This is a genomic window from Arthrobacter sp. SAFR-179 (genome assembly GCF_059414945.1).
In genome coordinates this window covers 228,903-250,024 of the sequence record NZ_JBPFDM010000002.1, presented here as the reverse complement: position 1 = coordinate 250,024, position 21,122 = coordinate 228,903, and the positions used below count along the sequence as shown (strand labels likewise).

At 64.1% G+C, this 21,122-nt stretch carries 19 protein-coding genes; 11 read left to right on the top strand and 8 right to left on the bottom strand.

Translation table 11 applies throughout. The features are described from left to right. The first annotated feature begins 37 nt into the window (after window positions 1-37). The gene (locus ACR65K_RS05525) at window positions 38-1,504 is read left to right on the top strand and encodes an LCP family protein (protein WP_440151921.1); all 1,467 of its coding nucleotides are present in this window, start codon (window positions 38-40) and stop codon (window positions 1,502-1,504) included. An 87-nt stretch (window positions 1,505-1,591) separates the two neighbouring features. Here ACR65K_RS05525 and ACR65K_RS05520 read toward each other — a convergent pair whose 3' ends face one another. Further along, the gene (locus ACR65K_RS05520; RefSeq protein WP_440151660.1) at window positions 1,592-3,544 is read right to left on the bottom strand and encodes a M13 family metallopeptidase; all 1,953 of its coding nucleotides are present in this window, start codon (window positions 3,542-3,544) and stop codon (window positions 1,592-1,594) included. A gap of 253 nt (window positions 3,545-3,797) precedes the next feature. Between ACR65K_RS05520 and leuA the strand changes: the two genes are divergently transcribed. The 3 genes from leuA (at window position 3,798) to ACR65K_RS05505 (ending at window position 7,238) form a co-directional block, all read left to right on the top strand. Beyond that, window positions 3,798-5,537, top strand: coding sequence for a 2-isopropylmalate synthase (gene leuA, locus ACR65K_RS05515; protein WP_056336766.1), 1,740 nt, complete (start codon window positions 3,798-3,800; stop codon window positions 5,535-5,537). A gap of 85 nt (window positions 5,538-5,622) precedes the next feature. Then, on the top strand, window positions 5,623-6,375 hold the full coding sequence (recO, locus tag ACR65K_RS05510) for a DNA repair protein RecO (RefSeq protein WP_440151659.1): 753 nt from the start codon (window positions 5,623-5,625) through the stop codon (window positions 6,373-6,375). 2 nt (window positions 6,376-6,377) lie between these two features. Continuing rightward, window positions 6,378-7,238 (top strand): isoprenyl transferase, encoded by an 861-nt coding sequence (locus tag ACR65K_RS05505; RefSeq protein WP_440151657.1) that lies wholly within the window; start codon window positions 6,378-6,380, stop codon window positions 7,236-7,238. On the opposite strand, the gene ACR65K_RS05500 is transcribed toward ACR65K_RS05505, so the two are convergent. Further along, window positions 7,229-8,188, bottom strand: coding sequence for an alpha/beta hydrolase (locus ACR65K_RS05500; protein WP_056336774.1), 960 nt, complete (start codon window positions 8,186-8,188; stop codon window positions 7,229-7,231). The two genes, ACR65K_RS05505 and ACR65K_RS05500, sit on opposite strands and share 10 nt — an antisense overlap. Window positions 8,189-8,282: 94 nt before the next feature. On the opposite strand from ACR65K_RS05500, the gene ACR65K_RS05495 reads away from it, so the two are divergent. Then, entirely contained in the window at window positions 8,283-9,353 is a 1,071-nt protein-coding gene (locus tag ACR65K_RS05495) for a quinone-dependent dihydroorotate dehydrogenase (protein WP_056336777.1), read from the top strand. Window positions 9,354-9,424: 71 nt separating this feature from the next. Here ACR65K_RS05495 and ACR65K_RS05490 read toward each other — a convergent pair whose 3' ends face one another. Next, the gene (locus tag ACR65K_RS05490) at window positions 9,425-10,027 is read right to left on the bottom strand and encodes a DUF3043 domain-containing protein (RefSeq protein ID WP_056336780.1); all 603 of its coding nucleotides are present in this window, start codon (window positions 10,025-10,027) and stop codon (window positions 9,425-9,427) included. A 92-nt stretch (window positions 10,028-10,119) separates the two neighbouring features. Between ACR65K_RS05490 and ACR65K_RS05485 the strand changes: the two genes are divergently transcribed. From ACR65K_RS05485 to ACR65K_RS05465, 5 genes are all read left to right on the top strand, one after another. Further along, complete coding sequence (locus ACR65K_RS05485; protein ID WP_440151654.1) at window positions 10,120-11,574, top strand: dipeptidase; 1,455 nt, start codon at window positions 10,120-10,122, stop codon at window positions 11,572-11,574. 184 nt (window positions 11,575-11,758) lie between these two features. After that, window positions 11,759-12,148, top strand: a complete 390-nt coding sequence (locus ACR65K_RS05480) for a HesB/IscA family protein (protein WP_056336786.1) — start codon at window positions 11,759-11,761, stop codon at window positions 12,146-12,148. 185 nt (window positions 12,149-12,333) lie between these two features. Continuing rightward, window positions 12,334-13,206 carry an aa3-type cytochrome oxidase subunit II gene (ctaC, locus tag ACR65K_RS05475; protein ID WP_440151653.1) on the top strand — a complete coding sequence of 291 codons (873 nt, stop codon included), beginning with the start codon at window positions 12,334-12,336 and terminating at the stop codon, window positions 13,204-13,206. A gap of 10 nt (window positions 13,207-13,216) precedes the next feature. Next, the gene (gene ctaD, locus ACR65K_RS05470) at window positions 13,217-14,944 is read left to right on the top strand and encodes an aa3-type cytochrome oxidase subunit I (RefSeq protein WP_440151652.1); all 1,728 of its coding nucleotides are present in this window, start codon (window positions 13,217-13,219) and stop codon (window positions 14,942-14,944) included. Further along, a complete protein-coding gene (locus ACR65K_RS05465) occupies window positions 14,941-15,342 on the top strand; it encodes a cytochrome c oxidase subunit 4 (protein WP_056336795.1) in 402 nt (133 codons plus the stop codon). Before ctaD ends, ACR65K_RS05465 begins: the two co-directional genes overlap by 4 nt. Window positions 15,343-15,418: 76 nt before the next feature. Here ACR65K_RS05465 and ACR65K_RS05460 read toward each other — a convergent pair whose 3' ends face one another. Beyond that, window positions 15,419-15,712: an HPr family phosphocarrier protein gene (locus ACR65K_RS05460; protein WP_056336800.1), complete on the bottom strand. Its 294-nt coding sequence runs from the start codon at window positions 15,710-15,712 to the stop codon at window positions 15,419-15,421. 159 nt (window positions 15,713-15,871) lie between these two features. Here ACR65K_RS05460 and ACR65K_RS05455 point away from each other — a divergent pair, with 159 nt between their 5' ends. Further along, a complete protein-coding gene (locus tag ACR65K_RS05455) occupies window positions 15,872-16,642 on the top strand; it encodes a GntR family transcriptional regulator (RefSeq protein ID WP_056336804.1) in 771 nt (256 codons plus the stop codon). 142 nt (window positions 16,643-16,784) lie between these two features. On the opposite strand, the gene qcrB is transcribed toward ACR65K_RS05455, so the two are convergent. The 4 genes from qcrB to ctaE form a co-directional block, all read right to left on the bottom strand. Continuing rightward, window positions 16,785-18,455, bottom strand: a complete 1,671-nt coding sequence (gene qcrB / locus ACR65K_RS05450; protein WP_056336807.1) for a cytochrome bc1 complex cytochrome b subunit — start codon at window positions 18,453-18,455, stop codon at window positions 16,785-16,787. Further along, entirely contained in the window at window positions 18,433-19,503 is a 1,071-nt protein-coding gene (gene qcrA / locus ACR65K_RS05445) for a cytochrome bc1 complex Rieske iron-sulfur subunit (RefSeq protein WP_056336810.1), read from the bottom strand. Before qcrA ends, qcrB begins: the two co-directional genes overlap by 23 nt. 99 nt (window positions 19,504-19,602) lie before the next feature. After that, the gene (gene qcrC, locus ACR65K_RS05440) at window positions 19,603-20,391 is read right to left on the bottom strand and encodes a cytochrome bc1 complex diheme cytochrome c subunit (protein ID WP_440151649.1); all 789 of its coding nucleotides are present in this window, start codon (window positions 20,389-20,391) and stop codon (window positions 19,603-19,605) included. 86 nt (window positions 20,392-20,477) lie between these two features. Continuing rightward, window positions 20,478-21,116, bottom strand: coding sequence for an aa3-type cytochrome oxidase subunit III (gene ctaE / locus ACR65K_RS05435; RefSeq protein WP_200831397.1), 639 nt, complete (start codon window positions 21,114-21,116; stop codon window positions 20,478-20,480). Window positions 21,117-21,122 lie beyond the last annotated feature (6 nt).

The following is a 21,122-nucleotide window of genomic DNA, read 5'->3' as shown; positions in this document are numbered from 1 at the left end:
TGTGGGTGCCGCGCGGCACCTGGGCCCGCTGCGTGGGATGCCGCTGTGGCTCAAAGCCCTCACAGGTGTGGTGGCGTTGGTCCTGGTGGCCGGGATCGTCTTTGCGGGATTCTGGTTCTTCCGGCTCCAGGGCAACATCTCCAAGGCGCCGCTGAATGCGGGCGGCGAAAGCACCGAGTCCCCCGGAAATGATGCCAAGGGCCGGCTGCAGATCCTGATTCTGGGCTCGGACACACGGGATGGAAAAAACTCGGAATACGGCGGCGCCGACGATTCCACCGGCTATGGCAAGTCGGATGTGATGATGCTGATGGATATTTCTGAGGACAACAAGCGCGTCAACGTCATCAGCTTTCCGCGCGACCTCCTGGTTGACATTCCCGATTGCAAGGACAGGAAGACCGGCAAGGACTACCCCGCCCGCACCGGCGTGATGATCAATGAAGCCATGAGCGAGGCCGGGATCGGCTGCGCCGTGGACACCGTCAACAAGCTCACCGGCATGCAGGTGGACCACTTCATGATGGCCGACTTCAACGCTGTGAAGGAACTTTCCAACGCGGTGGGTGGAGTGGAAGTCTGCATCAGCGACGCCGTTTACGATCCTGATTCCCGGCTGCGGCTGCCCGCCGGAACATCATCCGTTCAGGGCGAGATGGCGCTTGCCTTCCTCCGCGCCCGCCATGCCTTTGCCGACGGCGGCGACCTGGGCCGCATCAAGGCGCAGCAGGGTTTCCTCTCGTCGCTGACCCGCAAGATCAAGTACGATGGAACGCTGTCCGACCCCGCCAAGATGCTGAAGATCGCGGATGTCGTCACCCAGAACCTGACAGTGGATGACGGATTGGCCTCGGTCCCCACGCTGCTGACGATCGGCAACCGGCTCAAGGACATTGATATCGGCAAGGTCGCGTTTGTGGCCGTACCCACCGCGCCGGCGCCCATCGATCCCAACCGGCTGGTCATCGCCGAGCCTGCGGGCGCACAGTTGTTTTCGGCAATGCGGAAGAACGTGGACCTGACGGACCCCACAGCCCCTGCCACGCCGTCACCCACTGAGACGGCAACGCCCTCTCCTGCCCCCACCGAAACTGCCCCGCCGGTGCCGCCCTACAACAAGGCCATCCAGCCCGTAGCCGTTGCCAACGGAAGCGGCGTGAACGGCCGTGCCCAGGAACTTGTGCAGGCGTTGGTGGCGGGCGGCTTCACCCAGACAGGCCAGTTCCTTGCCCAGCCTGTGGCCAAGACAGCGGTGTATTACGGCAACGGCTTCGAGGACGTGGCAGCCGATGTCGCCACGTTGCTGGGCATTCCTGCCACCCTCATGATTCCGGCTCCCGCTGTCTCGGGCGTGCAGGTATATGTGGGCAGCGATTTCCCTTCCGGCACCGCCTATGAAGCAGGGGGCAGTCCTGCGGCCGCCTTGCCCCAGGACATCGTCAACCAGACCGCCGGGGACAAGGTCTGCCAGCAGGCCAACCCCGAACTGATCGTTCGGCAGTAGCGGCGTTCAGGACGGCTGCAGCCGCAACCGCAGGCAACAAAAATGGGGCCCCGCCGGCAATGGCGGGGCCCCATCCCGGTTGTGGAACTACCAGATACTGACCCGCTCGGCCGGCGGCATCCACATGCCGTCCTCTGCCGTAACCTCGAACGCTTCGTGGAACGGATCCAGGTTCCTGGCGATGGCATTGGTGCGGAACTCGTTGGGGGAGTGGGGATCGGTGGCAAGGCGCCGGATGGCCTCTTCCTGCCGGATGACCTGCCGCCAGCCTGCCGCCCAGGATGCAAAGAAGCGCTGCTCACCGGTCAGCCCGTCCAGGACCTCCGGTTCCTTGCCGTCCAGGCTGATCTGGTAGGCCTTGTAGGCGATGGTCAGGCCTGCCAGGTCTCCGATGTTTTCGCCGAGCGTCAGGCGGCCATTAACGTGGTGTCCGGGCGCGGCGGTGGGGGAGAGCGCGTCGAACTGGGCCACGAGCCGCGCCGTCAACGCCTCAAAGGCCTGGCGGTCCTGGTCCGTCCACCAATTGCGGAGGGCTCCGCCGCCGTCGAACTGTGAGCCCTGGTCATCGAAGCCATGGCCAATCTCGTGGCCAATGACCGCACCGATGCCGCCGTAGTTGACGGCGTCGTCGGCGTCGGCGGTAAAGAACGGCGGCTGCAAAATGGCCGCAGGGAACACAATTTCGTTCATCATCGGGTGGTAGTACGCGTTCACCGTCTGCGGCGTCATCAGCCACTTGTTCCGGTCCACCGGTTTGCCCACCTCGTCCAGGTGCCTGTCGACGTCGGCATTGTGGGCGCGTTCCACGTTCCCCAGGAGATCCTGCGGATCGATCTCCACGGCTGAATAATCGATCCACTCGTCCGGGTAGCCGATCTTGGCCCGGAAAGCCTCCAGCTTGCGGAGGGCCTCGGCCTTGGTGTCCCCGCCCATCCAGCCCACGTCGTTGATGCTGCGGCGGTAGGCCTCAATAAGGTTGTCCACCAGGGTCTGCATCCGTGCCTTGTGGGATTCGGGGAAATGGCGTGCCACGTAGATCTGGCCAACGGCTTCACCCAGTGCGGCTTCGACGACGGCAACACCGCGCTTCCACCGGTCCTTGTTGCGGGGCGTGCCGCTGATCGTGGTGCCGTAGAAGGCGAAATTGGCGTCCACGAACGCTGATGACAGGTAGGGCGCCGCTGCACTGATAACGCGCATAGCGAGCCACTCCTGCCAGGTTGCCACCGGAACTTCGTCCAGGAGCCGGGCTGCACCCGTGAAGAAGTCGGGGGTGCTCACCACGATTTCCGTACGCTTGTCCTCGTCGATTCCCGCAGCTTCGAACCACGTGGCCAGGAGGGGGAACAGCGCGCCGGCTTCATCCGCCGTCTTCAGGTTGTAGGTCTTCTGTGGATCCCGGAGGGTGACGTTGTCCCAGTGATGGGACGCGAGCTTGGTCTCCAGTCCGATAACCCGCGCCGCCGCACCACGGGGATCGGCTACCCCCGCCAATTCGAACATCTTCTCCACGTGCGCCGTGTAGGCCGAAACAATGGGGGCAAACTTGTCTTCCCGGTAGTAGGACTCATCGGGAAGGCCCAGGCCGCCTTGCCCGGTGTACAGCAGGACCCGGTCGGGGTTTCCCGCATCGGGGGCGGGGTAGATGTAGAAGAGACCGCCTACATCCGCCCGGAACAACCGGCCGGCCAATGCGATGAGTTCCGATACCGAGCCGGTGCCGAACACGTCGCCGAGCCGCGCGCGGATTGGCTCCATGCCCTTGCCTTCGACCGTGTCTTCGTCCATGAAGCTGTTGTAGAGGCCGCCGATCTTCCGTTCGATCCCGCTGGCGTCAGCCTTTTTGGCTGCAGCTTCCTCGATGATGTCCCGGACAGCGATCTCGGATCCGTCGCGGAGAGCTGTAAAGGTTCCCTCCAGGGGCCGATCGTCGGGAATCTCCGTGGCTTTCAGCCAGGCGCCGTTGACATGCTGGTAGAGGTCATCCTGCGGCCGGACTGTGTGATCAATGGTGGACAGATCGATCCCCGAAATGGGCACTGCAACTCCTTTTGCTGGGACGCCTGCGTCCGGCTAAACACCGGAGACGTCTGCATGCTGGACTTTACGGACGGTAGTGCCCTTTCATCTTACGCACCCGTGTTACCCTCAAAGAGTGCGTGCAGAGCTCCTTCTCCTTAGCTGCCGCGGCGAGGCCACAGACGCTATCTAGCGCACGGCCCACCCTCGCTGCGGAGTTTGTGTTGCCCGGCCACCCTTTCACTGAAGATCGATAGAAAAGGCCACGAACATCATGCGAAACGCACAAAAGCCCTCAGGAATGCCTGCCCACCGGTACACGCCGTTCCAGGACCAGATCAAGGTCGAGCTGCCGGACCGCACCTGGCCTGACAAGGTCATCACCAAGGCCCCGCGCTGGTGCGCGGTTGACCTGCGGGACGGCAACCAGGCCCTGATCGACCCCATGAGCCCGGCCCGCAAAATGAAGATGTTCGACCTGCTGGTCCGTATGGGCTACAAGGAGATCGAGGTCGGTTTCCCGTCGGCTTCCCAGACGGACTTCGACTTCGTCCGCCAGCTCATCGAGGGCAACCACATCCCGGACGACGTCACCATCCAGGTCCTGACGCAGGCACGGGAACACCTGATCGAACGGACCTACGAGTCCCTGGTGGGTGCCAAGCAGGCCATCGTCCACCTCTACAACTCCACGTCCGTGCTGCAGCGGCGCGTGGTCTTCAACCAGGATGAGGACGGAATCCTGGACATCGCGCTCCAGGGTGCCCGGCTGTGCAGGAAGTACGAGGAAACGCTCGCCGATACGCACGTGACGTACGAGTACTCCCCGGAGTCCTTCACCGGTACCGAGCTCGAGTACGCCGTCCGGGTCTGCAATGCGGTGGCCGATGTATTCGAGGCTTCCGCCGACCGCCAGGTCATCATCAACCTGCCCGCCACGGTGGAAATGGCCACCCCCAACGTCTATGCCGATTCCATCGAGTGGATGAGCCGGCACCTGCACCCGCGCGAGGGCATCATCCTGTCCCTGCACCCCCACAACGACCGGGGAACGGGCGTCGCCGCCGCCGAGCTGGGCTACATGGCCGGCGCCGACCGCATCGAGGGCTGCCTCTTCGGCAACGGCGAACGCACCGGCAACGTGGACCTCGTGACCCTGGGCCTGAACCTGTTCGTCCAGGGCATCGACCCCATGATCGACTTCTCCAACATCGACGACGTCCGCCGCACCGTTGAATACTGCAACCAGCTGCCGGTCCCGGAACGTTCGCCGTATGGCGGCGACCTGGTGTTCACCGCCTTCTCGGGCTCCCACCAGGACGCCATCAAGAAGGGCTTCGAGGCGCTGGAGCGCGACGCTGCCGCAGCCGGCAAGCCCGTCGACGATTTCACCTGGCAGGTGCCGTACCTCCCCGTCGACCCCAAGGACCTGGGCCGCAGCTACGAGGCCGTGATCCGGGTCAACTCGCAGTCCGGCAAGGGCGGCGTGGCCTACCTGCTGAAGAACGAGCACAGCCTGGACCTGCCGCGCCGCGCCCAGATCGAATTCTCCGGCGTCATCCAGCGCCGCACCGACACCGTGGGCGGCGAAGTCAGCGGCGCGCAGCTCTGGCAGATCTTCCAGGACGAATACCTGCCCTCGGGCAAGGCTGACGGGCAGTGGGGACGCTACTCCCTGGGCGGGGTCAAGACTGAAACGGATGACGACGGCGGCATGACGCTCCACGCGTCGCTCACCATCGACGGCGCCCAGGTCAGCCGTACAGGCACCGGCAATGGTCCCATCGCGGCCCTGCTGAATATCCTGCACGAGGATGGCGTGGACGTCCGCGTCCTGGACTACAGCGAGCATGCACTGTCCGAAGGCGGCAATGCCATGGCTGCGGCGTACGTTGAATGCGCAGTGGGGGAGCGCGTGCTGTGGGGCGTGGGCATCGACGCCAACACCAGCATGTCGTCCCTCAAGGCCGTGATCTCAGCCGTCAACCGCGCCATCCGGGACGCCCAGGCCTGATACCTGCCGGTGGTGCCGCCGGTTCCAACCGGCGGCACCACCGCCGCCTGGCAGCGCACTGCCGGGCAGGATGGGAAGATAGAGCGTGGTCCAACAGTCTTTTGCTTCCCGGGCGTACCGGGACGACGCCGTGGTGCTGCGTACCCACAAGCTGGGCGAGGCGGACCGCATCATCACCCTGCTGACAAAGCATCATGGGCAGGTCCGCGCCGTCGCCAAGGGGGTGCGCCGCACCAGCAGCCGTTTCGGTGCCCGGCTCGAACCCTTCATGGTGGCCGACCTCCAGTTGGTATCCGGCCGGACGCTGGACATCGTCACCCAGGCCGTCGCAAAGGGTGCCTACGGCGGCAGCATCGCCGCGGACTACGGCAGGTACACGGTGGCCGCCGCCATGACCGAGACGGCGGAGAAACTCACGGACGTCGACGGCGAGGCCGGCACTGCACAGTACAACCTGCTGGTGGGGGCCCTCGCCGCACTGAGCCGTGACGAACATGCCGCCGGCCTCATCCTCGATTCCTATCTTCTGCGTGCCCTTGCCACGGGCGGGTGGGCGCCCAGTTTCACTGACTGCTCCCGCTGCGGCACGCCGGGTCCGCACAGTGCGTTCTCCGCGCCCCTGGGCGGCATGGTCTGTGCGCAGTGCCGCCCGCCCGGGTCGCCCGCCCCCGCCCCGGAGACCGTTACGCTGCTGGCAGCGCTGCTGACCGGGGACTGGCCGACGGCGGACGCTTCCTTGCCCCAGCAACGCAAGGAGGCAGCGGGCCTGGTGGCCGCGTACCTGCAGTGGCATTTGGAACGAGTACTGAAATCCCTCAAACATGTGGAGCGTAGCTGACAGTGGCCTTGGGAAAAAAGAACAACGCACGGCGACAACGCACACATCCCGTGACTGCGCCGTACCCGCACCCGTCCGGTGCGGTGGCGCCCTCAATTCCCGCTGAATTCATTCCGCGACACGTGGCCATCGTCATGGACGGTAACGGCCGGTGGGCCAACCAGCGTGGCCTGCCGAGGATCGAGGGGCACAAGGCGGGGGAGCCGGCCCTGCTCGACGTCATGGCCGGCGCCATTGAACTGGGTATCGAGTACGTCAGCGTATACGCGTTCTCCACCGAGAATTGGCGCAGGTCGCCTGAGGAAGTCCGCTTCCTGATGGGATTTAACAAGGATGTGCTGCGAAGGCAACGGAACCAGCTGGACGACTGGGGAGTGCGGGTGCGCTGGGCCGGGCGCCGGCCACGGTTGTGGGGTTCGGTCATTCGGGAACTGGAGGAGGCCGAAGAGTTCACGGCGGCCAACACCACCTGTAATTTGACCATGTGTGTTAATTACGGCGGCCGGGCCGAGATCACGGACGCGGTGTCCGCGATTGCGGCCGACGTGGCCGCCGGCAGGTTGAAGCCCGGCGCCATTACCGAACGGACAATACAGAAGTATCTTGACGAGCCCGACCTGCCTGATGTGGACCTTTTCCTCCGCAGCTCAGGGGAGCAGCGGCTGTCCAACTTCCTGCTCTGGCAGTCGGCCTATGCGGAGTTCGTTTTCATGGACACGCTCTGGCCGGATGTGGACCGGCGGACCCTCTGGGCTGCCGTCGAGGAATATGCCAGGCGGGACCGCCGGTACGGTGGCGCCGTGGATGCCGCTGCTGCTCCGGCCCCTGCGACAAACGACCAGGCGGGTCAGCCTCATCCATAGGCCCGCAACCAGCGGCCCAGCCGCCGGTAGGCATCGGCCCGGATGGGTTGGGGCGAGAGGAAGACGTCGTGCAGGGCCCCGTCGATCCGTTCCACGGTCACGGTGCGGCCCAGGGTGAGTGCCCGGGCACTGATGGTATTGACGTCGAGCACCGCGTCGGTGCGCCGCATTTCCTCTGACCAGAGGAGCCCGTTGGCACTGCCCTTGGAGAGCAGGACCAGAACCGGCGCCTCAATCTCCAGGCCGCGCGCCACCTTCGCCTGCCCGGCGAGGACCGCCCGCAGCCATCCGGCGCGCACCGGAAAGGCCATGCGGGGGCGGTAGCGCTCATCAAGCGGCCACTCGCCGTCGGCCGCACTGCTGATGGTCCGCCAATAGTGGCCGCGTTCCGGCAGCCGGAGGACCGCCTGGGGGCGGAAACGGGCCACTGGGCGCACCATGCTGGACGCGGCCCGCCGCACCAGTGAACTGCCGTGCATTTCCAGCCACGGACTGTTGAGGACCAGCAGCGAAACCGCCTCCGGATGGCGGGTGGTCCACAGCGCCGCCACCAGCCCGCCTGTGGAATGGCCCATCAGGACCAGTGGCCCGCGCGCGCCGGCCTCCCGGATAATGCGGAATGCTTCTTCGATTTCACCATCGTAGGCGGCCAGGTCGGCCACATATCCGCCGGGAGACTCCGGCCGGAGGCTTCGTCCATGGTTGTGCATGTCCAGCGCATAGAAGTCGTAGCCTGCCGAAGCCCAGAACAGCGCCAGGTCAACGTTGAAGAAGTAATCGCTCCAACCGTGCAGGAAGAGAACGGCCCGCCGGCCGCCACCGGAAGCGTCCCTGCCCGCGGATGGCCGGAGCCGTACCAGGGTAGCCGTCCGTTCAACCCCGTCAGGTCCCGCCGCCGCGAAGGAGTGCGATTCGAAGTCGCCGCCCAGGATGTCCTGCTGCCACTGCATGCCCTCATGCTAAACCGGCACGGGGGCCCGCGCCGGTCCGGTGCGGGGCTTCTTCGTTTTGGTATGGCGCGCCATGAGACGGGAAACTGGAGGCATGCGCGTTTATCCCACTTTCTTCAGGCTGGCCTTTTCATGGATGGACGCCGAGCGCGCCCACAAGATCGGATTCAGGGGGATCAGGCTCGCGCATGCTTCCGGAGCGGGGAGGGTCCTGCGGAAAATGACGTCGCCTGCGCCGTCGCTCCAGACCACCGCCTTCGGCGTCACTTTTCCCTCACCGTTCGGGCTTGCTGCCGGATTCGACAAGGAAGGGCACGGCATCGAGGCCCTCACCGAGCTTGGGTTCGGGCACATTGAAGTGGGCACCATCACCGGCCAGGCCCAGCCCGGAAACGAGAAGCCGCGGTTGTTCCGACTGGTCCAGGACCGCGCCGTCATCAACCGGATGGGATTCAACAACGACGGCGCCTCCGCCGTTGCGCCGCGGCTGAAGGCAGCGCGCGCCGCGCTACAGCGCCGGTACCCTGCAGTCCGGCCCGTCATCGGAGTCAATATCGGCAAAACCAAGGTGGTGGAGCTGGCCGATGCCGTGGACGACTACCTGGTGAGCGCCCGCAGCCTGGCACCTGCAGCCGATTACTTGGTGGTCAACGTCAGCTCACCCAATACGCCGGGCCTCCGGCTGCTCCAGGACGTTGAGACGCTCCGGCCGCTGCTGACCGCCGTTGGACAGGAAGCCAACCGGGCCGCGGGCCGGCACGTGCCTCTGCTGGTCAAGATCGCCCCGGACCTCAGCGATGAGGATATCGACGACGTCGCGCGCCTTGCCCTGGACCTGAAACTGGACGGCATCATCGCCACCAACACCACCATTGCCCGTTCGGGGCTGTCCTCGACGGCCGAAGAGGTGGCGAAATGCGGGGCCGGCGGCCTCTCCGGCGCTCCGCTGAAGGAGCGTTCCCTTGAGGTGCTGAAGAGGCTCAGGAGCGCCACCGGCGGCGGCCTGACCCTGGTCTCGGTTGGCGGCGTGGAGTCGGCCCGGGACGTGCAGGCAAGGCTCGACGCCGGTGCCACCCTGGTGCAGGGGTATACCGCGTTCCTCTATGAAGGACCGTTCTGGGCCGCGCGGATCAACAAGCAGTTGGCAAAGAACCGTCGCCCCTGAAAACGGCTGTTAAGCAGGCAAGCCCCGGCGGTATACCGCCGGGGCTTGCCTGCTTAAAGTCGGTGCCGGGTTCAGGCAGGGTACTGTCCGCGCTGGACCTGGGGCTTGGGCAGCCGCAGTTTCCGGAACTGCAGGGAGCGCATGGAGCCGTACCAGACCGTGCCCCGCTCCACCTCGCCGAACTTCTCCGCCAGACGCTTGCGGAGCTTGCGGGAGAGGATAAAGACGTCGACGAAGACTGCCAGGAACATGACCCAGAAAGCTCCCAGGACGTAGATCATCATGTCACTGGAGGCCGGGACCACCAGGGAAACCAGCACGAAGACCAGGGCGCCGAACATCAGGTACTCGCCAAGGTTGAAACGGGCGTCCACAAAGTCGCGGGCAAACCGCTTCTGCGGGCCCTTGTCGCGCAGCGGCAGGAATTTCTCGTCGCCGGTGTCCAGGGCGCGGCGCATTTTCAGCCGCTGTTCCTGGACGGCCTGGCGCTCGGCAGCCTTGGACGCCTTACGGTCCTCAGGCACCAGCGGGCGCTTGCGGGCAGCTTCCTGGGCCCTCCGGGTGGGGGTAGGCGCACCCTTGCCCACCGCACTGTTCTGCCTCGCTGCTGCTTCCGCTGCCTGCTGGTCTATTGTTTCCTGCGCCGTGGGCGCTTCTTTTCTACGTCCGAACACCTGAACAGAATACCTTGCAGCAGCCGGAGCGCTGCGTGCTACCGCATGTGCCCGGGCGGGCAGCGGAATGTGACGGGGGTAATGTTTTGGCCATGACTTCATCACCCGCGGCCACTCCGCACAGCACCACCGGCACAACAGGACCGGGCCCTGAGGTTACCGGCAGGACGGAAGATCTCCGTTCGGCGGTTGACCGTTCCTTCGACCAGACACTGGCACGGCTCAAGGAGCTCGTCGCCATCCCGGGCATCGCATGGCCGAGTTTCGACCGCACGCCCCTGGAGCGCAGTGCCGAGGCAGTCGCGGAGCTCCTCCGGGGCGCCGGGATCGAAGAAGTGCAGGTATTATCCGCCAACAAGGCTGACGGCACGCCCGGCGGCCCGGCCGTCGTCGCCCGCCGTCCTGCCGCTGAAGGACAACCAACCGTCCTCCTGTATGCGCACCATGACGTCCAGCCAGTGGGCGACGAGGCGCTGTGGGAAACAGAGCCTTTTGCCGCCGTCGAGAAGGACGGCCGCCTCTACGGGCGCGGCGCCGCTGACGACAAAGCCGGCATCATGGCCCACGTTGCGGCCTACACGGCTCTTTCGGAGGTCCTTGGCGGCTCCTTGGGACTGGGAATCACCTTCTTCATCGAAGGGGAGGAAGAAGCGGGGTCGCCCACGTTCCGGACATTCCTGGAGGCTAACCGCGAGCTGTTGCGGGCCGACGTCATTGTGGTCGCCGATTCCAGCAACTGGAAGGTCGGCGTTCCTGCCCTGACCACAAGCCTGAGGGGCCTGGTGGACGGAACGATTGAGGTGCAGGTCCTTGACCATGCGGTGCATTCCGGGATGTACGGGGGCCCGGTCCTGGATGCACCCACCCTCTTGTCCCGCCTGATTGCCACCCTCCACGACGCCGATGGCAATGTGGCCATCGAGGGCCTGGTGGCCAGCGACACAGTGACGGTCGACATGCCGGAGGCGGACTACCGTGCGGATGCATCCGTGCTCGACGGCGTCCGGCTGGCAGGAACGGGAAGCATCGCATCGCGGCTGTGGACCAAGCCGGCCTTGTCGATCATCGGCTTCGACGCACCCGCCGTACATGTCGCCTCAAACACCCTCATCCCGCGGGCGCGGGCAAAGTTCAGCCTTCGGCTGGCCCCGGGGCAGGTCCCCGCCGGGGCCATGGAGGCGGTCCGCCGGCACGTGGAAGCCAACGCCCCGTTCGGCGCAAAGGTCGTCTTCACCCCGGGGGAAGAGGGGAACCCGTTCCGGACCGACACCTCCTCCACAGCGGCAACGGTTGCCATGTGGGCCCTGGGCGAGGCGTGGGGAGTTCCTGCCGTTGAAACGGGGATCGGCGGTTCCATCCCCTTCATTGCCGACCTGACGGACGTATACCCAGGCGCGCAGATCCTGGTGACCGGCGTCGAGGACCCCGATTCGCGGGCGCACAGCGCCAACGAATCCCTGCACATTGGTGACTTCCGCAACGCCATCCTGGCCGAGGCCCTCATGCTCACGCGGCTGAACAGTGAAGGCCTTACGGCAGGCGGGTAGGGCTTCCGCAGCGCGAAGTCCAGGCAGCGGAATGCCAGGGAACAATCGGCGTGCTTTGACGGTTACGCCAAGAGTTAGAGCTACAGGACTGCCGCGCGTAGCATGTAGCTATAGCCCATACCGTATTTGTAGGGGCAGGCGCCGTTACGGCGACGCCGCCAGACCGTCCTAAGAAGGTAGGCCAATGAGCACCGCAACCAACGAAAACAGCACCGCCGCCACCAGCGTGGCCAGCGACGAACTGCCCGTTCACGAGGTCAACCTGACCGACGTCGCTGCAGGGAAGGTCCGCAGCCTCCTGGAGCAGGAAGGCCGCACCGACCTGCGCCTGCGCGTGGCCGTGCAGCCCGGCGGATGCTCGGGGCTGATTTACCAGCTCTACTTCGACGAACGGCTCCTTGATGGTGACGCTGTCCGCGACTACGACGGTGTCGAGGTTGTCGTCGACAAGATGAGCGTGCCGTACCTGAGCGGCGCCAGCATCGACTTCGAAGACACCATCTCGAAGCAGGGCTTCACCATCGACAATCCAAACGCCGGCGGGTCCTGCGCCTGCGGCGATTCATTCCACTAAGCCGGTTATTTCGCCTGATGTCCGCGCCGGGCTTCCTGCCGTCCAAAACGGCACGGGGGCTCGGCGCCGACATGTGGGCGAAACGCCCGGCGGAGCGGTAAGCTCTACACCGAGTAGTAAAACTTTTTTGTGCCCGGAGCGCCGATGGCTGCCCGGACAACAGCAACAAGTAGGAAGGGCCGTCTGTGAGTTCGCAGAACCGAACCGGCAGCCGACGCAAAACGATCACCACGATCTCAAGCTTGGCAATTGCCGGCGCGTTGGTTTTGACCGGATGTTCGCCAGAGGTAGAGAAAGGGTGGATGCCCACAGAACGTGGCACCACCAGCAACACCGACCGCATCATGGACCTCTGGGTCAACTCATGGATTGCTGCGCTCGTGGTGGGCACCATTACGTGGGGTCTGATCATCTGGTGCCTGATCGCCTACCGCCGCCGCAAGGGTACGGTTGGCTTCCCCCGGCAGACCAGCTTCAACCTTCCGCTGGAAGTCTTCTACCTCACCATCCCGATCTTCATGGTCCTGGTGTTCTTCTACTTCACTGACCGCGACCAGCAGGCGATCGATGACCGTTCCCAGCCGGCCGACGTCGTTGTTGACGTCCGCGGCAAGCAGTGGGCCTGGGACTTCAACTACAAGTCCGGCGACGTGATCCAGGAAGACGTCCACGAGGCCGGGGTCCAGGCCCACCTCACCGGCAACACCATTGACAAGGAACAGCTCCCCACCCTGTACCTGCCGGTTAATAAGTCCGTTGACCTTGAACTCAACGCCCGCGATGTTATCCACTCCTTCTGGGTTCCCGCCTTCCTGCAGAAGCGCGACATGATCCCCGGCAAGACCAACTACATCCGGTTCACCCCCACTAAAGAGGGCACCTACGACGGCAAGTGTGCCGAACTCTGCGGCGAGTACCACTCCGAAATGCTGTTCCGCGTCAAGGTGGTGTCGGAATCCGAATTCCAGGCCCACATGGACCAGCTCAAGGCTGAAGGCAACACCGGCCTGCTCGGCGTGGAGTACGACCGCAACCCGAACCTGAACGAAACCAAGTAAGGGGAGCGACGTGGCTACGTACACCCAATCCGCACCCACGGGGGTCCTGACGGCTCCCGTGGTACCAAAATCCAAGGGGCGCATCGTCGTCAACTGGATCACCTCCACCGACCACAAGACCATCGGGTACATGTACCTGATCGCGTCCTTCGTGTTCTTCTGCCTAGGCGGCGTCATGGCGCTGCTGATCCGCGCCGAGCTGTTCGAACCCGGCATGCAGATCCTGCAGACCAAGGAACAGTACAACCAGCTGTTCACCATGCACGGCACCATCATGCTGCTGATGTTCGCCACGCCGCTGTTCGCCGGGTTCGCCAACGTCATCATGCCGCTGCAGATCGGCGCCCCTGACGTGGCGTTCCCCCGCCTGAACGCGCTGGCTTTCTGGTTCTTCCTGTTCGGCTCCACCATCGCGGTGTCCGGGTTCATCACCCCGCAGGGCGCTGCCTCGTTCGGCTGGTTCGCCTACGCGCCGCTGTCCAACACCACCTTCACCCCCGGCATCGGTGGTGACCTGTGGGTCTTCGGCCTGGCGCTGTCCGGCTTCGGCACCATCCTCGGTGCGGTCAACTTCATCACCACGATCATCTGCATGCGCGCCCCGGGCATGACCATGTGGCGGATGCCCATCTTCACCTGGAACACCCTGATCACCGCCATCCTGGTGCTGATGGCGTTCCCGCCGCTGGCCGCTGCCCTGTTCGCGCTGGGTGCGGACCGCAAGTTCGGTGCCCACATCTTCGATCCGGAGAACGGCGGCGCCGTCCTCTGGCAGCACCTGTTCTGGTTCTTCGGCCACCCCGAGGTGTACATCATCGCGCTGCCGTTCTTCGGCATCGTGTCCGAGATCTTCCCGGTCTTCAGCCGCAAGCCGATCTTCGGCTACAAGGGCCTGGTCTACGCCACCATCGCCATTGCAGCCCTCTCGGTGACGGTGTGGGCGCACCACATGTACGTCACGGGCGCCGTCCTGCTGCCGTTCTTCTCGTTCATGACCATGCTCATCGCGGTGCCCACCGGCGTGAAGTTCTTCAACTGGATCGGCACCATGTGGCGGGGCTCGCTGACGTTCGAGACGCCCATGCTGTGGAGCATCGGCTTCATGATCACCTTCCTCTTCGGCGGCCTGACCGGCATCATCCTGGCCTCCCCGCCGCTGGACTTCCACGTCTCGGACTCCTACTTCGTGGTGGCCCACTTCCACTACGTGGTGTTCGGCACCGTGGTGTTCGCCATGTTCGCCGGGTTCTACTTCTGGTGGCCCAAGTGGACCGGCAAGATGCTCAACGAACGACTGGGCAAGATCCACTTCTGGCTCCTGTTCCTCGGTTTCCACGGCACCTTCCTGATCCAGCACTGGCTCGGCGTCGAGGGCATGCCCCGCCGCTACGCCGACTACCTGGTGGAGGACAACTTCACCTGGATGAACCAGTTCTCCACCGTGGCGTCGTTCGTCCTTGGTGCGTCCCTGATCCCGTTCTTCTGGAACGTCTACATCACCTGGCGCAATGCTGAGAAGGTCCAGGTTGATGATCCGTGGGGCTTTGGTGCTTCGCTGGAGTGGGCCACGTCCTGCCCGCCGCCGCGCCACAACTTCACGTCCCTGCCCCGGATCCGTTCGGAGCGTCCCGCCCTGGACCTGCACCACCCGGAACTGCGCCAGGTCCACACCGTTGAGTCGCCGGCACCCGCAGCATCGGTTCTCGGCAACGCCGACCAGAAGGACACCGCACAGTGAAAATCGAATCCTGGATCTTTGGCTCTGGAGTCTTCTTCTTCGTCCCTATCGCTGTGGTCTACGGTTTCCTGACCAACTGGGGTGAGTGGGTCGGCATCCTCGGCATCCTGCTCGTCGGTGGCCTCGCCGGCATGATCGGGGCTTACCTCGGTTTCACCGGCAAGCGGGTGGGCCTCCGTCCCGAGGACCGCAGCGACGCTGAAATCCACGAAGGTGCCGGCGAGCAGGGGCACTTCAGCCCCTGGAGCTGGTGGCCGCTGGTCCTGGGCATCGCCTGCGCCACCGGCTTCCTGGGCCTGGCAGTAGGTGCCTGGATCATCTTCATCGCCGGCGGCCTCGCCATCGTGGCCCTCGTTGGCTGGGTCTACGAGTACAGCCGCGGCGACCACGCACACTAGGTAAGCAAGAGAATAACGACGTCGGGCCCCACCAATCTGGTGGGGCCCGACGTCGTTATATGCCGTCCCAGGCCTTCTAGGCGGCCCCCTGCGACTCCAAGAGTTCGCGAAGCTGCCGGAGGGCCTCCTCAGCCTTCTCCCGCCCCAGGGCGCCTTCCAGCTCCACCTCCTTGATGGAAAGCTCCACTTCACATCCCTGTGGGAAGTCAGCTGCCATCACCTGAAGCAGCGAACGTGCATCCACCCTGCCGGCGCCGGCCTTGCTGATGGTGACCGCAAGGCCCGTGTCGGTGACGGCCCGGACGAATACCGCGGCAGATCGTGCATGCAGGCCCACCGGCGCTGCCACCACGGCCTTCATTGTTGGCAAAGGGACTCCTTTTCAAAAGACGGCCCCCACCGTCAAAGTACGAATTTCCAGACCAAATATAGCTGGAGGCCCGGCTGCTCCGCGAAAGGCTGCGGCGGTCGGGCAACTGGTCTAGACCGAACTAAAATTGAGGGGACACCCAACGGCAGGAGAACGATCATGGCAGCTGGCGCCGCCGCAATCACGGGGGAAATAGACCGCACCAGCGGAACGGCCATTTACGTCCAGCTTCGAGAAATCCTTCGTTCCTACATCGCACAGTCATGTCCGCCGGGCTCAGCCCTGCCATCGGAACGGGACCTGGCGGAGCGTTTCGGGCTGGCTCGAATGACGGTACGGCAGGCAATTGATGCCTTGGTGGGGGAGGAGGTCATCGAACGGGTGGTGGGCCTGGGGACATTCGTCCGCCGGCCAAAGCTTGACCTGCAGGTCAAGCTCACGTCCTACAGCGAAGAGATGCAGCGGCGCGGCATGGTTCCGGCCGCGAAGGTGCTCAGTTTCGAACAAATTGGCGCCAGCGCCTTCCTGGCCCGCGAGCTGCAGCTGGATGAGGGCACACCGCTGGTCCGTTTCCGCCGGCTGCTCCTCGCCGACGGGGAGCCCATGAGCGTGGACGAGAACTTCATCCCGGCGCATCGCGTTCCGGGCCTGCTCGACGGCGAACCGCCCACGTCGCTGTACAACGTCCTCAGCGAGCAGTACGGGCTGGTTATGGAGTGGGGCGAGGACATGATCGAGGCGACTGCGGCCTCACCCTCCACGGCCCGCCTGCTCAACGTTGAGGTGGGGGCGCCTTTGCTGAAGATCCAGCGGCACGCGTTTGTAGCCAGGGCAATGGTCGACTACTCGGTGTCCTACTACAGGGCAGACCGGTATAAGCTCTGGGTGCCGCTGCAGCGGCCGGGAGCCAGGCGGGCGCGCAACCACTAACCTGATCCGTCCACGGGCCGCTCCTCCACCGGCCACCAGGCGCACAGGTCCCTTTTTCGGGGAGTTGGGCTGAGCAATGGCGCAGAAACAGAAAAGGCCCGATCCATATGGATCGGGCCTTTCCCATTGCTCGAACTGGAGCCTAGTGCGTCAGGCTCCTGCTGCCTTCTGCCGCTTCAACAGCCTCGTGGCCGTGGCCATGTGCTGCCTCAAGCTCAGCAGGCGTAGCGGGAGCTACGCGGTCCTCAAAGAACCAGCGGGAGAGGAACGCGCGGCGCTTTTCCTTGCGGGTGACGACACCGTGCTCGTTGGGTACGGCCGGGAGGACCTGGGGCGACTCAAAGCCAACCAGCTTGTAGCGCTTGTACTCGTCAAGTGGAGCGTGCACCTCGATGAACTCGCCATGCGGGAGCCGCACGATGCGGCCCGTCTCACGGCCGTGAAGGGCAATTTCACGGTCCTTGCGCTGCAGCGCAAGGGCGACGCGCTTGGTCACGACGAACGCTATGACCGGGCCGATGAAGAACAGTGCGCGCAGCCAGTAGGTGACGTCATTCAGCGACACACCAAAGTGTGTTGCGATGAGGTCGGAACCGGCAGCGGCCCACATGACGCAGTACCAGACGAAGCCTGCCATGCCGATGGCGGTACGGGTGGGGGCGTTCCGGGGACGGTCCAGGACGTGGTGTTCACGGTCGTCCTTGGTGACCCAGCGCTCGATCCATGGGTACATGAACATGACGGTGAACAGGATTCCGGCCGGTACCAGGGCCGGCAGCAGGACGTTGAACGTGAAGACGTGTCCGAAGAACACCTGCTCAACGTGCCAGTCGCCGAAAGTACCCGGCATCAGACGCAGCGCGCCGTCAACAAAGCCGATGTACCAGTCAGGTTGGGTGCCTGCGGACACGGGGGAGGGGTCGTACGGGCCGTAGTTCCAGATCGGGTTGATGGTGAAGAATGCCGCCATCAAAGCGATCACACCGAACACGATGAAGAAGAATCCGCCGGCCTTGGCTGCGTAGACAGGACCGAGGGGGTAACCGACCACATTGTTGTCGTTGCGGCCGGGGCCGGGGTACTGCGTGTGCTTGTGGACGACAACCATGAACAGGTGCACCACGATCATCAGCAGGATCAGCGCCGGCACCAGCAGGATGTGCAGCATGTAGAGGCGGCTGATGATGGCCGTACCGGGGAACTCGCCACCGAACAGGAAGAACGAGATGTACGTTCCGATAACCGGGATGGACTTGATGACGCCGTCGATGATGCGCAGGCCGTTACCGGACAGCAGGTCGTCGGGGAGCGAGTAGCCTGTGAAGCCGGCAGCCATGGCCAGGATGAGCAGGACACCGCCCACAACCCAGTTCATCTCACGCGGACGCCGGAATGCACCGGTGAAGAACACCCTCAGCATGTGGACAGCGATCGATGCCACGAACAGCAGTGCTGCCCAGTGGTGCACCTGGCGCATGAAAAGTCCACCGCGGATGTCGAAGGAGATGTTCAGCGATGAGCTGTACGCCACCGACATCTCCACGCCCTTCAAGGGGACGTAGCCGCCGTCGTAGTGGGTCTCCGCCATTGAAGGATCGAAGAAGAAGGTCAGGAAGGTTCCCGACAGAAGCAGGATGACGAAGGAGTACAGCGCCACTTCACCGAACATGAACGACCAGTGGTCCGGGAAGACCTTGCGGCCGAACTCGCGGAGGATCCCGGAGCCGCCGACGCGTGCGTCGACGAAGTCGGTGATCCGTCCTGTCTTGGTTTTGGCGACGAAAGCCGGCTCAGCTGTTGATGCTGCGCTCATGCGAATCACGCTCCCAGTAACTTGGTCCTACGGGTTCATGGAAGTCGCTGGTAGCGACCAGGTAGCCCTCGTCGTCAACTGCGATGGGCAGCTGGGGGAGAGGACGGCTGGCGGGGCCGAAGATCACCTTGCACTCTTGAGTGAGGTCAAAGGTGGACTGGTGGCACGGGCACAGCAGGTGGTGCGTCTGCTGCTCGTACAAAGCAACGGGGCAACCAACGTGGGTGCAGATCTTCGAGTAGGCAACGATGCCGTTGTAGCCCCACTCTTCGCGGCCCGCGGACGGGTTCAGCGAGGCGGGATCAAGGCGCATGAGCAGCACAACGGACTTTGCCTTTTCGTTGAGCTTGCCTTCCTCGAGTTCGTTCAGGCCTTCCGGGATGACGTGGAAGGCAGAACCGATGGTGACGTCCGAGGCCTTGATGGGGGTTCCGTCAGGGTCACGGGTCAGGCGCTTGCGCTTTCCGTCCTGGGGCGCCCACATGGTGTGTGCGAGCTTGTCGTCCGGACGGGGTCCGAGGTCACCAAAGATGGCGACGGCGGGAAGCGGGGCAAGCGCCACAGCACCGAGCAGGGTGTTGCGGATCAGCGGCCGGCGCTTGATGCCGGTCTCTTCCACGATGTCATCGACGATGCGGACAGCGGCCTGGCGGTCCTCTTCGTAGCGGATCGCGTGGCGTTCTTCGGAGACTTCGTGGTCGGGCATCAGGGCCTTGGCCCAGTGCACGATGCCGGTACCGATACCCAGCATGGCGAAGGCAGTGCCTACGCCGAGCAGGGCGTTCTGGAGCCGGATGGTGGCGATGCTGGAGTCATCACCCAGATCAATGGCGAAGTACGCCACCAGGAAGATCAGGGTTCCAACAACAGAAATGCCAAATAGTAAGGCGACCTGCCGTTCTGCCCGCTTTGCGGCCTTCGGGTCCGTGTCAGCCAGGCGCAAACGATGCGGGGGAATTCCAGGATCCTGGAACTTCTCCACCTCATTCTGACCAGCCGTAGCTACGGTGCCCGAGTGGTTCGGACTGCCGTCACTATGGTTGCCCATAATTCGCCTCATCCTTCTCTCGTCCCGGCGTTTACCGGGTTAGTTTCTAATTTCAAGCTGCTGACTGGGCAGCAGAAGTTGTGTGTTTCCCGCGGGAAGTCAGGACGTCCTGGAGGTCAGCCAGATGGTGAAGGCGATGATGACGCCCAGGCCGGCAACCCATACGAACAGGCCTTCAGCAACGGGGCCGAGGGAGCCGAGGTCGGCGCCGCCCGGAGAACCGGTGGTTTCGATCTGCTTCAGGAAGGTGATGATGTCCTTCTTGCCCTCGGGGGTGATGTTGGCGTCATTGAACACGGGCATGTTCTGCGGGCCCGTGGCCATGGCTTCGTAGATGTGCTTGCCGGATACGTCCGCCAGGGCCGGTGCGAACTTGCCCCGGGTCAGTGCGCCACCGGCAGCGGCGGCGTTGTGGCACATGGCGCAGTTGGTCCGGAACAGCTCGCCACCGGCAGCAGCGTCGCCGCCACCGTTTGTCAGGTCCTCTTCAGGAATGGCCGGGCCGGCTCCAAGGGAAGCGACGTAGGCTGCAAGCTGGTGGGTCTGTTCATCGTTAAACTGGACCGGCTTCTTCAGGGCCTGGGGGCCGTTCATCTGCATCGGCATGCGGCCGGTGCCCACCTGGAAGTCGACAGCAGCGGCACCGACACCAACCAGCGAGGGGCCGTCCTTGGACCCACTGGCACCCATGCCGTGGCAGGTGGCGCAGTTGGCCGCGAAGAGCTTGCCGCCCTCTTCCGCGTCATTAGTGCTGAAGGTGGTGGTGGAAGCTTTGGCCTCGTTGACGGTGGTTGCCACGGCGTACAGCCCACCCGTGAGGAGGAGCCCCATCAGAAGCAGCGCTATGGCTGCAAGTGGGTGACGCCGCTTTTGTGAGAGTGCCTTCACGTGGTGGTTCCTTTATTCGATCCTGCGCCGGCTCCGGGAGCCGCTACCTGAAATTCTGCCTCTTGTAGAAAAAGAATCAAAGCTGGCTACTTGAGTACGTAGATGACCAGGAAGAGGCCGATCCACACAACGTCAACGAAGTGCCAGTAGTAAGAGGTGACGATCGCGGACGTTGCTTCAAAGTGTCCGAACTTCTTCGCCGCAAAGGACCGGCCCATGATGAGCAGGAAGGCGATCAGGCCGCCGATGACGTGGAGGCCGTGGAAGCCGGTGGTCATGTAGAAGGCAGAGCCGTAGGCGTTGGAGGAGAGCGAGACATGCTCGGAAACCAGCATCGCGTATTCGGTGGTCTGGCCGGCAACGAAGAACGCACCCATGATGAACGTCAGGGTGAACCATTCGTTCATTCCCCAACGGGCGAACGAAAGGGCACCCCCGGTACGCCGGGGCTGCAGTCGCTCTGCAGCGAAGACGCCCATCTGGCAAGTAAAGGAACTGGCCACAAGGACGATCGTGTTGACGAGCGCAAAGGGGAAGTTGAGCTTGGCTGTCTCTTCAGCCCACATCTCACCACTCGTGGAGCGGAGCGTGAAATACATGGCGAAGAGACCGGCGAAGAACATCAACTCGCTGGACAGCCACACAACGGTTCCGACAGAAACCATGTTGGGGCGGTTCAGCGTGGGGTGCGCCGGGGTACTGGGGGCATGGGTCGCAGATGTCACATAGAC